The following is a 14795-nucleotide window of genomic DNA, read 5'->3' as shown; positions in this document are numbered from 1 at the left end:
GCGAAGCGCCCCGCGAGCCGAAGCCCGCGGGGCGCGTGCAGCCGGAATTCGTCGACGCCCGAAAGCGCGCCTCACGCCTGAGGCGGCGTCTCGTCCGGGCCCGGAGCACCGTCGGCCGCGCCGCCGTTGTCCCCGTCCTCGCCGCCTGCCTCGCCTTCGACCACCTCGGTCTCGGCGCCGCCGGCGATGTGCTCGACGGAGACGACGTGCTCGCCTTCCGCCGTGTCGAAGACGATGACCCCTTGGGTCGAGCGCCCGGCGATGCGGATGCCGTCGACGGGCACGCGGATCGTCTGGCCACGGTCGGTGATCAGCATCACCTGGTCGTGGCCCTCCACGGGGAAGGAGGAGACGAGCTTGCCGTTGCGGGCGTTGGTCACCATCGCGGTGATGCCCTTGCCGCCTCGGTTCGTCACCCGGTACTCGTAGGCCGAGGAGCGCTTGCCGTAGCCGTTCTCGGTGAGCGTGAGCACGAACTGCTCCTGCGCACCCATCTCGGCGTAGCGCTCCTGGCCGAGCTCGACCTCCGCCGTCGCCTCCTCGGCGTCGCCGTTGGCGGCGGGCGCCTCCTCTGCGGAGAGTTCGGCGCCGGCAGCGCGGCGCATGGCGGAGGCGTAGCGCAGGTAGGCCTGCCGCTCCTCCGCGCTCGCGTCCACGTGGCGCAGGATCGCGAGCGAGATCACCGTGTCGTCCCTGGCCAGCGTGATGCCGCGCACACCGGTCGAATCACGTCCCTTGAAGACGCGCACGTCCGGCACGCTGAAACGGATGCACTGACCCTTCGCCGTCGTCAGCAGCACGTCGTCGTCGACCGAGCAGACCTGGACGTCGACGATGGCGTCGCCCTCGTCGAGCTTCATGGCGATCTTGCCGGCGCGGTTCACCTGCACGAAGTCGGAGAGCTTGTTGCGCCGGACGTTGCCGTTCGCGGTCGCGAACATCACGTCGTAGCGCTCCCAGGTGTCCTCGTCCTCCGGCAGGGGCATGATCGTCGTCATGCGCTCGCCCTCGACGAGGGGCAGCATGTTGATGAGCGCCTTGCCGCGGGCGTTGGGCGCGCCGACGGGAAGCCGCCAGACCTTCTCCTTGTAGACCTGCCCGCGGGAGGAGAAGAACAGCACCGGCGTGTGCGTGCTCGCCACGAACAGGCGCGAGACGAAGTCCTCCTCGCGGGTCGCCATGCCGGAGCGGCCCTTGCCGCCGCGGCGCTGGGCCCGGTAGGTCGAGAGCGGCACGCGCTTGATGTAGCCCATGTGCGACACGGTCACGACCATGTCCTCGCGGGCGATCAGGTCCTCGACGTCGAACTCGCCCTCGGCCTCCATGATCTCGGTCTTGCGCGGCGTGGCGAACTCCGCCTTCGCGGCGGCGAGTTCGTCGCGGATGATGCCGAAGATGCGCACGCGCGAGGACAGGATCTCGAGATAGTCGCGGATCTCGTCGGCGAGCTTCTTGAGCTCGTCGCCGATCTCGTCGCGGCCGAGCGCGGTGAGGCGCTGCAGGCGCAGGTCGAGGATGGCGCGGGCCTGGACCTCGGAGAGCCGGTAGGTGCCGTCCTCGGCCACGCGATGGCGCGGATCGTCGACGAGCGCGATCAGCGGCGCGATGTCGTGGGCCGGCCAGTCGCGATCCATCAGCGCCTCGCGCGCCGTGTTCGGATCGGGCGCGGTGCGGATGAGGCGGATGACCTCGTCGATGTTGGCGACCGCGATGGCGAGCCCGCACAGCACGTGGGCCCGGTCGCGCGCCTTGCCGAGCAGGTACTTGGTGCGCCGGGAGACGACCTCCTCGCGGAAGTCGACGAAGGCGCGGATCATGTCCTTGAGGTTCAGCGTCTCGGGGCGCCCGCCGTTCAAGGCCACGAGGTTGCAGCCGAAGGACGTCTGGAGCGGCGTGTAGCGGTAGAGCTGGTTGAGCACCACGTCGGCCACCGCGTCGCGCTTGAGCTCGACGACGATGCGCATGCCCTGGCGGTCCGATTCGTCGCGCAGGTCCGAGATGCCCTCGACGCGCTTCTCGCGCACGAGGTCGGCGATGCGCTCGATCAGCGCCGCCTTGTTCACCTGGTAGGGAATCTCGGTGACGACGATCGCCTCGCGGTCCTTGCGGATCTCCTCCACCTCGGCGCGCGCGCGCATGATCACGGAGCCGCGGCCCGTGTGGTAGGCGGAGCGGGCGCCGGCGCGGCCGATGATCAGGCCGCCGGTGGGGAAGTCGGGCCCCGGCACGATGCCGATGAGATCGTCGACGCCGATCGCCGGGTCGTCGATGTAGGCGAGGCAGGCGTCGATCACCTCGCCGAGATTGTGCGGCGGGATGTTGGTGGCCATGCCGACCGCGATGCCGCCGGCGCCGTTGACGAGGAGGTTCGGGAAGCGCGCCGGCAGGACCAGCGGCTCCTTCTCCTTGCCGTCGTAGTTGTCGCCGAAATCGACCGTTTCCTTGTCGATGTCGTCGAGGAGCGCCATCGCGGGCTTGGCGAGCCGGCACTCGGTGTAGCGCATGGCCGCCGCGGGATCGCCGTCGACCGAGCCGAAATTGCCCTGCCCGTCGATCAGCGGCAGGCGCATCGAGAAGGTCTGAGCCATGCGCACGAGGGCGTCGTAGATCGCCTGGTCGCCGTGGGGATGGTACTTGCCCATCACATCGCCGACGACGCGCGCGCACTTGACGTATGGGCGCTCCGGGAAGATGCCCGCCTCGTGCATGGCGAAGAGGATGCGCCGGTGCACCGGCTTGAGCCCGTCCCGCACGTCGGGCAGCGCGCGGCTCACGATCACGCTCATCGCGTAATCGAGATAGGACTTCTTCATCTCGTCGATGATGGAGACGGGCTTGACGTCGGCGCCGGGCGGCGGCGGCTCGCCCCCGGGGGTGCTGGGATCGTTTTCGGCCACGGGCGACCTTCTCTCGTGCGGCTCGCTCTGGAAGCGACGGGAACCCGCGGTGCAGGGGCCGGGACGGGGAACGCCGCCGAATCCGCGGGGAAATCAACCTCCTAGATGGCCGCTCGGGGCGCGGATCGCAAGCGCGGCAAGGCCCTCGCGCCCACGTCATCCACCGGTAAGGACGTTCTCAACGCCCGAGATAGGCCACGATCGGCGCGAGGCCGACCGCGTCGAGCGACAGCGCGAGCCCCGCGGCGAGGAGACCGGCGCCGACGATCTTCGCCGCGCGCGGCGTCGCGGCGAGCTTCTCGGCGGCCATGATGGCCGAGAACACCGCCATCCAGACGAGGTTCATCGCCCCGAGCACGACGAGAACCGCCATCATCGCCCAGCAGCAGCCGACGCAGCGCACGCCCTGCTCGAGGCCGAGGCGGAAGACCGCGCGCGGGCTTGCGAGCCAGCCCTCCGGGCGCGCGCGGAAGGGCGCGCCGATGGCGACGAGGCAGGAGAGCTTGAAGGCGGTGAACTGGTAGAGCCCCGCCGCCCCGAGCGCCGCGCCGCCGAGCACGCCCGCGAGCCGATCCGGCAGGTCCGCGGAGGCGAAGGCGATGGAGACGCCGGTCTGGAGGAGCGCGACGAGGATCGAGAGCACCACCCACACAGCGAGGTATCCAGCGCCCACGAGCATGGGAGAGACCGCGGGGCTGCCGGCGGTACGCGCAGCCTCGGCCTTCTCGGCGTATCCGACGAGGAGCGCGCTCGCGGTCGGCAGCATCATCGCCACGCTCATGGCGATCCACATGGCGACGGAGATGCCGAGCGCGGAGAGCGCGCCCGCGAGGCTCGGCGCTTCCAGGACGGCGGCGGGGGTGCACAGCGCCTCCAGGAACGCGTCCGCGCCGCCGCCGCGGCGGATCGCCTCGACGAGCAGGATGGCCCAGCCGACGAGGGTGAGCGCCCCGATCGAGACGATGGCGACCGGGACCGGGCGCTCCCACGGGCGGGGGAGAGCGGCGGAGACGGGATCGGCGGATCGGCTCACGGCGGGTCTCTACGATCTCGAGTGCGCGACGGGACGCAATGCATCATAGCACGCGCACAGCCTAGCGGAACCGCCGCCGGGGCGCGTTGACGCGTATCAATCGCCATGGTGTACGCGACGCGCTACATACCCTGCGCACACGTCGCAGCGACGGCACACGGCAGCGAGGAACGGGACATGACGGACAGGACCTTCGACGTGGTCGTCGTCGGCGCGGGTGCGACGGGGCTCGCGGCCGCGCTCGCCTTCGCCCGCGAGGGCTTCTCGACGGCGCTGGTCGGGGAGGCGCGGGCGGCGCGCGACGGCCGCACCGTGGCGCTGCTCGACGGCTCGGTCAGCTTCCTCGAGGCGCTCGGCGTCTGGGACGCGATCGTGCCCGACGCCGCGCCGCTCGAGACGATGCGGCTCGTGGATGCGACCGACAACCTCTTCCGCGCCCCGACCGTGGATTTCAAGGCCCGGGAGATCGACCTCGACGCCTTCGGCTGGAACGTGGAGAACGCCACGCTCGTCGAGCGGCTGGCGGAGGCCGTGGGCGAGGTGCCCGGCCTCGCGCATTTTCCCGTGGCCTGCGACGGCCTCGGCGGCGTGCAGGAGGTGCTCGCGCCGGGCGAGGACGCGGCCGAGGGGGGCGACGTGGGAGAGCCCATGGCGCGCCGGGCCGTGCGGCTGGCGGACGGGAGCGTGCTGCCGGCCTCGCTCGTCGTCGCCGCCGACGGGCGCGGCTCGAGGCTGCGCGAGGACGCCGGCATCCGCACGCGCACCTGGGCCTATCCCCAGAAGGCGCTCACCACGATCCTCGCCCACGAGCGCGATCATCGCGACGTCTCGACCGAGTTCCACACCCGCCACGGCCCGTTCACGCTCGTGCCGCTGCCGGGGCGCCGCTCGAGCCTCGTCTGGGTCACGGCGCCGGAGAAGGCGGAGGCGCTCGCCGCCCTCGACGACGACGCGCTCGCCCGCGCCGTCGAGCGGCAGGCCCGCTCACTGCTCGGCGCGATGCGGGTCGACGGGCCGCGCGGCGTCGTGCCGATGACGGGCATGTCCGTCCCGCGCTACACGGCGGACCGGCTCGCGCTGGTGGGCGAGACGGCGCACGTCTTCCCGCCGATCGGTGCGCAGGGGCTCAACCTCGGGCTTCGCGACGTCGCCTCGCTGCGGGACGCGGTCGTCGCGCGCGGGGCCGAGGACCCGGGAGCGCGGGCGGCACTCGCCGCCTACGAGCGCTCCCGCGCGCTCGACGTGCGCACCCGCACGATGGGCGTCGACATGCTCAACCGCACGCTGCTCGCAGGCATGCTCCCGGCGGACTTCCTTCGCGGCGCGGGCCTGCACGCGCTCGCCGCCGTCGGACCGCTGCGGCGCCTCCTGATGCGCGAGGGCGTGACGCCGACGATCGGCACGCCTCGGCTGATGCGCCGCCGCGAGCCGAGGGCGGTGGCGTTCTGACGGGGCAGGGCCGTCTCTTCCCCGCAGGGGAGGACCGGTGCGCGATCAGCCCTCGAGCGCCGCGCGGGCGGCGGGGAGCATGCCGTCGCGCACGATGCGTGCGAGGTCCTCCGCGACGGTGCGGGCGAACGCGTCGTGCCGGGAGAGCGTCGGCGGGAAGATCGCCTCGAGCGCGAGGAGCGCGCGGGCGCGGTCCCCGGGGTCCGAGCCCGCGGCGGCGAGCGTCGCGCGCAGGGTCTCGGCGAGCGGGTCTGAAAGAGGAAGCTCCGCGCCGGCCTCGTCGCGGCCCTCCAGGAACCGCATCCAGGCCGCGATCGCGAAGGCGCAGGTGCGCCACGGCAGGCCACGCTCCAGCGCCTCGAGCGCGGGCTCGACGAGGCGCGGCGGGAGCTTCTGCGAGCCGTCCATGGCGATCTGGACCGTGCGATGCGCCATCGCCGGGTTGGCGAAGCGCGCCCGCAGGTCGCGCTGGTAGGCGTCCAGGTCGATGCCCGGCACCGGCGCGAGGGTGCGTGCCACCGCGTCCTGATGCGCGGCGACGAGGGCGGCGAGGTCTTCCCGCCCCATCACGTCGCGCACGTGGGCGAGCCCGGCGACGGCGCCTGAATAGGCGATCAGCGAGTGCGCGCCGTTGAGGAGCCGCAGCTTCATCGCCTCGTAGGGCCGCACGTCCGCGGCGAGGATCGCGCCCGCCGCGTCCCAGGCCGGGCGCCCGGCCGCGAAGCGGTCCTCAATCACCCATTGGGTGAACGGCTCGGTCTCGGTCGCGGCCTCGTCCTCGAAGCCCGCGAGGCGGCGGGCGTCCGCCAGGGTCTCGTCGGTGGACGCGGGCGTGATGCGGTCGACCATGGTCGAGGGGAAGGGCACCTCGGCGGCGATCCAGGCGGCGAGGTCGGGGTCGACGCGCGCGGCGAACTCCCGGACGAGCCGGCCGAGGACGGCGCCGTTCTCGGGGAGGTTGTCGCAGGAGAGCGGCGTGAAGGGCGCGAGTCCGGCCGTGCGCCGCAGCCCCAGCGCGTGGACGATCCAGCCGACCGCGGTGGTCGGCGCGTCCGGAGAGGCCAGATCGGCCGCGATGTCCGGGCGCGCGGCGTCGAGGCCGCCGGTCGCCGGGTCGAGGCCGTAGGCCTTCTCGGTGACGGTGAGGCTCACGATCCGGGTGCTCGGCGCGGTCAGGAGCGCGCGGGTGCGCGCCGGGTCCCGCGGCGCGGTGAGGACCTCCGCGAGGGCGCCGATCACCCGCGCCCGCGGACCCTCGGGGCCGCGCTCGATCAGCGTGTAGAGTCCGTCCTGCGGCGCGAGCGCCTCCTCGGCGTCGGGACGTCGCAGGCCGATGCCGGCGATCCTCCAGTCGCCGCCGGCGGCGGCGAGGGCGTCGTCGGTGTAGACCGCCTGGTGCGCCTTGTGAAAGGCGCCGACGCCGAGATGGACGATCCCTACGGCGTGCGCCGTGCGATCGTAAGCCGGCTTCTGGACGGATGCGGGCAGCGCGCAGAGCGCCGCCTCCGTGAGCCTCGTCATCGCGTTCCTCCATGGGCGAGCGCCGTCGCCACCCCGCGCAGCTCCGCGAGCCCGCGCAGGCGGCCGATCGCCGGGTAGCCCGGCTGGCTCGGGCGCCTGAAGTCGTCGAGCATGACGTGCCCGTGGTCCGGGCGCATGGGGATGACCGGGTGCGGATCCCCGGCCCGCCGTCGGCGCGCCTCCTCGTCGAGCAGCGCCGCGATGACCGCGACCATGTCGACGTCGCCCTCGAGGTGATTCACCTCGGCGAAGGAGCCGTCGGGCGCGCGGGCGACGTTGCGCAGGTGCGCGAAAACGATGTGGGGCGCGAGCGCGCGGGCCATCGCCGGCACGTCGTTGTCCGCCCGCGCTCCGAGCGAGCCCGTGCAGAACGTCACGCCGTTGGCGGGGCTGTCGACAGCGGCGAGCATCGCGCGATAATCGTCGAGGGTCGAGACGATCCGCGGCAGCCCCAGGAGCGGGAAGGGCGGGTCGTCCGGGTGGCAGCACAGCCGCACGCCGGCCTCCTCGGCCGCCGGCACGACCGCCTCCAGGAAGGCGAAGAAGTTCGCCCGCAGCCGCTCCGGCCCGATGGCGGCGTAGCGCGCGAGATGGGCGCGCACGCCCTCCACGTCCCAATGCTCGGCGGCGCCGGGAAGGCCCGCGAGCACGTTGTCGGCCAGCACCCGCTTGGCGTCCTCGCTCATGCCGCCGAAGCGCCGCGCGGCCGCCTCGCGGATCGCCTCGGGGTAGTCCTCGGCGGCGTTCGCGCGGGCCAGCAGATGCAGGTCGAAGGCGGCGAAGTCGATCGCGTCGAACACCATCGCGGTGGCGCCGGTGGGCGTCGCGTGGGCGAGGTCGGTGCGGGTCCAGTCGAGCACCGGCATGAAATTGTAGCAGACGATGCCGATGCCGGCGCGGCCCAGCGCCGCCAGCGTCTGCCGGTACGCCTCGAGATGCGCGTGCCAGTCCCCCGTCTGCGTCTTGATGTCCTCCGACACCGGGACGCTCTCGACGACGGCCCAGTGCAGCCCCGTCGGTCGCCCATCGGGATGCGTCTCGATCATCCGCTTGCGCGCGGCGATTTCCGCGTCCGACCAGGCGATGCCGGTGGGCACGTGGTGCAGCGCGCTCACGATCCCCGTCGCGCCCGCCTGGGCGATGTCGGTCAGGCTCACGACGTCGGCGGGGCCGAACCAGCGCCAGCTTTCGAGCATGGATGAAATCCGATCCTCAATTGATTGAAACAGCTTGGAGATTGTAGGCCCGCCGCGCGAGGCCGACCGTCATCTCCTCGGCGAGCGGCTCCGCCTCGTCGCGGTGGAGGACGCCCTCGCAGACCATCTCCGCGAGGAGCCCGCATTCGATGCGCCGGGACATGTCGTGGCGTGCCGGGAGCGAGAGCAGCGCGCGGGTGTCGTCGTTGAAGCCGGCGTGGTTGGCGAAGCCGGCGGTCTCCGTCACGAGCCGGCGGTGCCGGCGCATGCCCTCGGGCGCGTCGAAGAACCACCAGGCCGGACCGATCAGGAGCGAGGGATAGGCGCCGGCCAGCGGCGCGATCTCGCGGGTGAGCGTCGTCTCGTCCAGCGTGAAGAGGATGATCCTCAACCGCTCGGCGAAGCCGTGGCGTGCGAGGAGCGCGTGGAGCCCGCCGGTCCAGTCCACCTTCAGCGGCACGTCGAAGCCCCTGTCGCGGCCGAAAGCCTCGAAGATCGCGCCCGCGTGGTTGCGCCAGGAGCCCGCATGGATCTGCATGACGAGCCCGTCCTGCGCCGACATGCCCGCCATCTCGGTGAGCATCTGCGCCCGGAAGAGCGCGGAATCCTCGGGCGTCAGCGCGCCCGCGAGCGCGCCGGCGAGGAGCTTCTGGCAGGTCTCCTCGTCGAGGTCCGCAGTCATGGCCGAGGGCGGGCCGTGGTCGGTCGCGGTCGCGCCCAGATCGGCGAAGACCGCCCGGCGCTGACGCAGCGCCTCCAGGTAGTCGCCCCAGCGCGAGACGTCCGCACCGGTGAGCCGCCGCAGCTCCGCCATCGAGGCCTGGAAGGCCTCGTGCTCGGGATCGGTGACGGCGTCGGGGCGAAACGTGGGGATGACGCGCCCGCCCCAGCCGCTGTCGCGAACGGCGCGGTGGTGGTCGAGCGTGTCGGTGGCGGCGTCCGTCGTGGCCAGCACCTCGATGCCGAAGCGCTCGTAGAGCGCGCGTGGGCGGAAGGCGTCGTCGGAGAGCCGCTCGTTGATCGCGTCGTAGGCCCAGTCGGCGGTCTCGTTGGACAGCCGCTTCTCGAGGCCGAGCACCTCGTGCAGCGCGTGGTCGAGCCACAGGCGCGAGGGCGTGCCGCGGAAGAGGTCGTAGTGCGAGGCGAAGGTCCGCCAGCCCTCCCGCGGCGAAGCGACCGGGATGCCGCGGTCGCGCCTGGGCGCGATGCCGAGCGCCTCGTAGGGCACGCCGCGGCTCTGGAGCATGCGGACGAGGTAGTGGTCGGGCCACAGAAGCAGCTCGGACGCGTCCTGGAAGGCTTCGTTCGTCGCGAACCAGGCGGGATCGGTGTGGCCGTGCGGGCAGACGAGGGGGAGGTCGCGCACCCGCGCGTAGAGGTCGCGGGCGAGGCCCCGTGCGGGCTCGGCGATCGGCAGGAGGCGATCCGGGTCGAGGAGAGGCGTCGTCATCGGGGTCGCTCCAGGAGGTGGGGGAGGGCGCGCTCCCAGTCGGCGCGCGTGAGGTCGTGCGGGCCCGCTCGCAGGTGCCAGCCCAGGGGGCCTGCGGTGAACGCCGCACCAGGCACGAGGGATGCCTCCGCGTCGATCTCGGGAACGTCGCAGCCGAGCGCGCGCCAGGCCGGGGCCGCGGCGACGAGGCCGGCTCGCTCGCCTTCGGGATCGGCCCAGGCGTCCTCGGATGCGCTCGCGGCGTAGAGCCGGCGCGGGGCGATGGCCGCGAGCAGGTCCTGCTGGTCGAGCCCCTCGGGTGGGCGCGGATCGGCGGCGAAGGCCGGCGTCGGCCAATGCGGGAACCGCGCGGCCAGCGCCTCGGGCGTCTCACCGCGGCGGACGGCGGAGGGGCGCACGCCGAGGCAGCCGGAATTGTTGGCGAAGACGCCGGCTATGCGGGTGTCGTGCGCGGCCGCGAGGAGCGCCGCCTTGCCGAGCCGCGAATGGCCGGCGACGACGATCCGCGCGGGATCGATCTCGGACCGGGCGAGGGCGACGTCGACGAGACGGGAATAGGCCCAGGCCCACAGCGCGATGGCGCCGGGTGCGGCATGCTCGACGCGCTCCCCTCCCCCTCGTGGGGAGGGGTGGGGGGTGGGGGGCGTCGGGTGAAGGGCTCGCCGCTCGTTCTCGCGCCATTCGCCTGCATCGACGGACGCGTCTCGTTCTGAACGCCCCACACCCCCGGCCCCTCTCCACGAGGGAGAGGGGAGACCGTCGGCGGCTTTCGTGAACGATGCGATCGTACTTTCGGGCGGGGGCGAGGCGGGATTGCGAGCCGCCCGGTCGATGGTGGGCGATCGGGAACTCCCCTCTCCCTCGTGGAGAGGGGTGGGGGGTGTGGGGCCTTCAGGATGGAGCACGCCGCCGATGCGAGCGTCCGCGTATCCCGCGCGGCATCCGTCACGAAGGCGTCCTTCACGCCCCCCACCCCCGGCCCCTCTCCGAGAAGACGCGTCGTCGGGGGAAGGGAGAGACGGCATCGGCCGCTCGGGTGTGCCCATGAGCGGTGCGATGCCATGGGTGAACGCCGCGATCGGGTCGTCCGGCGTGAAGGAGCCGTAACAGGCCAGCAGCAGCCCACAGCCGGCGGCTTGGAAGAGGTCGCGCGGCCAGCGCGCGGCGTGGCGGCCGCGCATGGCGGGGTCGAGGCGCCCGTCGGGGAAGCCGGCGCTCGTCGCCTCCACGACCGCATGGGAATCGACGGGGAAGCCCGGCGCGTCGACCGCCCCGAGCGGCCCCAGGAAGCACAGGCCGACGACGAGGGGGACCGGGACCGTCGCGTTCGGCGGCAGGAAGAGTGCGGCATCGACCGTGTGCTCCCGCCCGTCGTTCGACATCGCGAGCGTCAGGATCTCTCCGCAGGCCTCCGGCCAGGAGCGGCTCGCGACCGCGAGGCGTTCCGGGGCACATGGGACCCCGCCGTAGACGTGGCCGACGAGGCGGTCGCGCCTGCCGACATCCCGGATGACCGAGGGCGCCATCCCGAGCCCTCCCTCACGCGTCGAAGGCGAGGTGCAGGGGCGCGCCGGGCGCGGCCGGCGTGCCGTTCAGCACGATCTCGGCGAACCGGCGCCCGCCGGCGATCTCGATCTCGAGCGCGTCGTAGGCCGGGCGGAACGTGCCGACACGTTGGGCGTCGAGGATCAGCGTGTCGCCGTCGACGCACATCATCAGCACGATCCGGCACGAGCCGGCCCCGCGCCAATCCGCCGTCTCGCCGTCGTCCTCGTAGACCACCGTCTCGGACACGCCGTCCGACCCGGGATGGACGCGCAAGCCTCGCCAGGTCTCGCGCACCGGGTCGATGCGCGTGAGCTGCCGCGAGAGCGGAATCAGCGCGCCTTCGCGCACCAGCACGGGAAGCCGCCCGAGCGGCGCCTCGACCTCGACCACGCGCCCGCCCTCGAAGCGGTCACCCGTGTGGAAGTCGATCCACGCCGTCCCGGCCGGCAGGGGCACGGCGCGGCGCGTCCGGCCCTCTTCGAGGACCGGCGCGACGAGGAGCTCGTCGCCGAGCAGGAAGAGGTCGTCGCGCGTCGCCACGAGGGGGTCGTCCGGGAAGAGCGTGAACAGCGGCTTCACCGCGGGCGTCCCGTCCACGGCCGCGCGCCACATGGCCGTGTAGAGGTAGGGCATCAGCCGGTAGCGCAGGCGCATCGCCTCGCGCATCTGCGGGACGACCTGCGGGTACATCCACGGCAGGGTGGTCACGCCGGAGGCCTTCCACGAGTTCATCACCATGCGCGGCCAGAGGCTGCACATCTCGGTGAAACGCACGAGCAGCTCCGGCGCCGGCTCCGGCCCGAGGAATCCGCCGACGTCGTGGCCGGTGTTGCCCATGGCGGAGAGGCCCATGGAGAGGCCCTGCGCGATGTTCCAGCGCAGGGTCTTCCAGGCGGTGGTGTTGTCGCCCGTCCAGCTCTGCCCGTAGCGCCCGATGCCGGGGCCGCCCGCGCGGGTGATGGCGTAGGGGCGCGTGCCGGGCGCGACGTCCTGCTGCTCCCGGAAGGACGCGCGGGTCATCAGGAGAGGCTGGAGCGGGCGCGCGAGCGCGAGGTCGAAGGGCTTCCCGAAGCCGGCGCAGCGCGCGTCCTCGTCCCAGATCTCGTACTCGTTGTTGTCGTTCCAGACCGTGTCGACGCCGATCGAGAGAAGCCGCTCGCGCATGCGCGAACGCCACCAGGCGACGCCGTCGGGGTTGGTGAAGTCGAGATGCGCGCCCGGCCCGTCCCAGAAGAGCGAGACGGCGGGGGGCGCGTCCGCCCCGTCGCCGTCCTTGACCAGAATGCCCGCCTCGGCCGCCGGGCCGTAATCCGGGTGGTCGTCGAGGAGGCAGGGCTTGATGTTGGTGATCGTGCGCAGGCCCGCCTCCCGGAGCGCGGCGAGCGTGCCGGCGGGATCGGGGAACTTCGTCTCGTTCCAGCGGAAGGTGTGGCGCCTGCCGCCGTGGAGCGTGTAGCCCGAACCGAAATGGAACGTGTCGCAGGGCAGGTCGTGGCGCGCGAAATCGGCGATGATCTCACGGATGCGCGCATCCGCGTCCGGCGCGTCGGCGATGCTCATGGAGGTGAGGCCGAAGCCGAGCGCCCATTTGGGCGGCAGCGCCTGGCCGCCGACGAGCCTGTCGATCTTGCGCGCGACGTCGAGCACCGAGGGCCCGAGCACGACCCAGTAGTCGAGGTCGCCGTCCTCCGCCCGGTAGCTGCGGAAAGGCGCGTGGTAATTGTCGATCGTCGCGCCGAGATCGAGGTCGGCGGCGGCGAGGTTGTCGTAGAGGATGCCGTGGGCGACGCCCGTCTCGCGGTCGTCGCAGATCAGGAGCGGCGCGACCTTGTAGAGCGGGTCGGAGGTCTCCGCGTCGTAGCCGCACGGGTCCACCGCCTCGAGCCTGAAGCGCCGGCCGGTGCGATCGACCGGACCCGCCTTGTCGCCGAGCCCGTAGTGCCGCTCCGAGGGCCGGCGCGCCATGTGGTGGACGAAGGCGTTCGTGCGTCGCGAGAGCATGTAGGCGCCGCTCGGCCGATCCGACGCGAACGGCGCGCTCTCGCCGGCCCGATGGAAGGAAAGGTGGAGCGGGTTCGCGCGGATCGCGACCGCGACGTCGCCGCCCGCGAGGGTGACGACGCCGTCGTCCTGCGCCACGCGCGTCTGCGGCGGCGCGAAGCCGTCGAGGCTGTCGCGCGCGCGGCCGTCGTCCGGCGGCTCCAGGCCGTTCGGCGCTATGGTCCAGGTGCGGTCGAGACGCCAGCCCGCGGCGCGCACGAGGGAAACGTGGACGAGGTCCGGCCCGGCGAGGACGACGCGGAGGCGCGCGCCGTGATCGGTCTCGACTTCGACACCGTGAGGGATGTCGCGGACCGCGTCCGCGCGCGCGAGGAGCTTCATCGATCGTGCTTTCGTCAGTGCGCCGCGGCGGCGTCCGCCGGCGCGTGGTCGGCGCCGTGGGCGACGACGCTGCCGTCCTGCGCGAAGAGGTGGATGCCGGAGGTGCGGATCGTCAGCCCGACGGCGTCGCCGTGTCGCACCGCGCGCTGCCCCGGCTGGTGGACGGTCACCTGCTCCTGGCCGGCGAGCGTGCAGTAGAGATAGGTCTCGCCGCCGAGCTGCTCGTTGATGTCGACGCTCGCCGGCAGCGCGCCGGACGCCTCGCGCCCGGCGATGTCGACGTGCTCGGGGCGCACGCCCACGGTGAGGCGCGTGCCCGGCGCCAGGCCGGGCGGGTCGAACGGCAGCACCAACCGGTGCCCACCGTCGAGCGCCACGACCACCCCGCCGGAGACCCGCTCGGCGAGCGCGCCCTCGAGCATGTTCATCCGCGGCGAACCGATGAAGCCCGCCACGAACCGGTTCGCCGGCCTGTTGTAGAGGTCGAGCGGTGCGCCGCTCTGCTCGACGCGGCCGGCGTTGAGAACGACGATCTTGTCGGCGAGGGTCATCGCCTCGACCTGGTCGTGGGTGACGTAGACCATGGTCGCACCGAGTTCCCGATGGAGCGCCGCGAGCTCCTTGCGCATGGCCACGCGCAGCTCCGCGTCGAGGTTGGAGAGCGGCTCGTCGAAGAGGAAGGCCTTGGGGTCGCGCACGATGGCGCGGCCGATGGCGACGCGCTGGCGCTGCCCGCCCGAGAGGGCCTTGGGCCGTCGCTTCAGGTAGTCCCCGATGCGCAGCTGCTCCGCCGCCCGGCGCACTCGCCGGTCGATCTCGTCCTTGGGCATGCGGGTGTTCTCGAGCCCGAAGGACATGTTCTGGTAGACCGTCATGTGCGGGTAGAGCGCGTAGGACTGGAACACCATGGCGAGCCCGCGATCGGCGGCGCCCTCGTGGTTGGCGACCGTCCCGTCGATGACGAGTTCGCCGCCCGAGATCTCCTCGAGGCCGGCGATCATGCGCAGCAGCGTGGACTTGCCGCAACCGGACGGGCCGACCAGCACGACGAACGAGCCGTCGTCCACCGTCAGCGAGATGCCGTGGATCACCGCGACGTCGCTGTAGGACTTGCGGATGTCGCGAAGCTCGATCGTGGCCATGTCAGGCTCTCCGAAGCAGTGTGTGAGGAGCCGCCGATGCCGGCTCTCCCCTCTCCCGAGAGTGCGTTCTCTCGGAGAGGGGCCGGGGGTGTGGGGCGTGCAGGATTGTCTCGCGGTCGGGGCAGCGCGGCATTTCCGTTTGCGCGCGCCCGTCGAACGGCCCCCCTCGCGCGATGC

The 14795-nt window shown here is 72.7% G+C and carries 9 protein-coding genes; 1 reads left to right on the top strand and 8 read right to left on the bottom strand.

Going from position 1 to position 14795, the window contains the following annotated elements:
* Positions 1-71: 71 nt before the first annotated feature.
* Both gyrA and AB9M23_RS05850 read right to left on the bottom strand, forming a co-directional pair.
* Complete coding sequence (gene gyrA / locus AB9M23_RS05855; protein ID WP_372423282.1) at positions 72-2897, bottom strand: DNA gyrase subunit A; 2826 nt, start codon at positions 2895-2897, stop codon at positions 72-74.
* Positions 2898-3075: 178 nt separating this feature from the next.
* A complete protein-coding gene (locus tag AB9M23_RS05850) occupies positions 3076-3930 on the bottom strand; it encodes a DUF2182 domain-containing protein (protein WP_372423280.1) in 855 nt (284 codons plus the stop codon).
* A gap of 177 nt (positions 3931-4107) precedes the next feature.
* Between AB9M23_RS05850 and AB9M23_RS05845 the strand changes: the two genes are divergently transcribed.
* Positions 4108-5379, top strand: a complete 1272-nt coding sequence (locus AB9M23_RS05845; protein ID WP_372423279.1) for a UbiH/UbiF family hydroxylase — start codon at positions 4108-4110, stop codon at positions 5377-5379.
* Positions 5380-5424: 45 nt separating this feature from the next.
* Here AB9M23_RS05845 and AB9M23_RS05840 read toward each other — a convergent pair whose 3' ends face one another.
* From AB9M23_RS05840 to AB9M23_RS05815, 6 genes are all read right to left on the bottom strand, one after another.
* Positions 5425-6900, bottom strand: coding sequence for a mannitol dehydrogenase family protein (locus AB9M23_RS05840; RefSeq protein ID WP_372423278.1), 1476 nt, complete (start codon positions 6898-6900; stop codon positions 5425-5427).
* Positions 6897-8096 (bottom strand): mannonate dehydratase, encoded by a 1200-nt coding sequence (gene uxuA / locus AB9M23_RS05835; protein ID WP_372423277.1) that lies wholly within the window; start codon positions 8094-8096, stop codon positions 6897-6899. Before uxuA ends, AB9M23_RS05840 begins: the two co-directional genes overlap by 4 nt.
* Positions 8097-8112: 16 nt before the next feature.
* Positions 8113-9546: a glucuronate isomerase gene (gene uxaC, locus AB9M23_RS05830; RefSeq protein ID WP_372423276.1), complete on the bottom strand. Its 1434-nt coding sequence runs from the start codon at positions 9544-9546 to the stop codon at positions 8113-8115.
* Positions 9543-10268, bottom strand: a complete 726-nt coding sequence (locus AB9M23_RS05825) for a glucuronyl esterase domain-containing protein (protein ID WP_372423275.1) — start codon at positions 10266-10268, stop codon at positions 9543-9545. The genes uxaC and AB9M23_RS05825 overlap by 4 nt, the downstream gene beginning before the upstream one ends.
* An 817-nt stretch (positions 10269-11085) precedes the next feature.
* On the bottom strand, positions 11086-13476 hold the full coding sequence (locus AB9M23_RS05820) for a glycoside hydrolase family 31 protein (RefSeq protein ID WP_372423274.1): 2391 nt from the start codon (positions 13474-13476) through the stop codon (positions 11086-11088).
* Positions 13477-13490: 14 nt separating this feature from the next.
* Entirely contained in the window at positions 13491-14618 is a 1128-nt protein-coding gene (locus AB9M23_RS05815) for an ABC transporter ATP-binding protein (RefSeq protein ID WP_372423272.1), read from the bottom strand.
* Between the last annotated feature and the right edge of the window lie 177 nt (positions 14619-14795).

Source organism: Salinarimonas chemoclinalis, from assembly GCF_041514305.1.
GTDB lineage: Bacteria > Pseudomonadota > Alphaproteobacteria > Rhizobiales > Beijerinckiaceae > Salinarimonas > Salinarimonas chemoclinalis.
Note: the sequence above shows the minus strand (reverse complement) of the source record. Positions and strands in the feature narration are given on the sequence as shown.

Coding starts and splice junctions, on each gene's coding strand:
- AB9M23_RS05845 (WP_372423279.1), top strand. CDS start 4,108: ATGACGGACAGGACCTTCGACGTGGTCGTCGTCGGCGCGGGTGCGACG.
- AB9M23_RS05840 (WP_372423278.1), bottom strand. CDS start 6,900: ATGACGAGGCTCACGGAGGCGGCGCTCTGCGCGCTGCCCGCATCCGTC.
- uxuA (WP_372423277.1), bottom strand. CDS start 8,096: ATGCTCGAAAGCTGGCGCTGGTTCGGCCCCGCCGACGTCGTGAGCCTG.
- uxaC (WP_372423276.1), bottom strand. CDS start 9,546: ATGACGACGCCTCTCCTCGACCCGGATCGCCTCCTGCCGATCGCCGAG.
- AB9M23_RS05820 (WP_372423274.1), bottom strand. CDS start 13,476: ATGAAGCTCCTCGCGCGCGCGGACGCGGTCCGCGACATCCCTCACGGT.
- AB9M23_RS05815 (WP_372423272.1), bottom strand. CDS start 14,618: ATGGCCACGATCGAGCTTCGCGACATCCGCAAGTCCTACAGCGACGTC.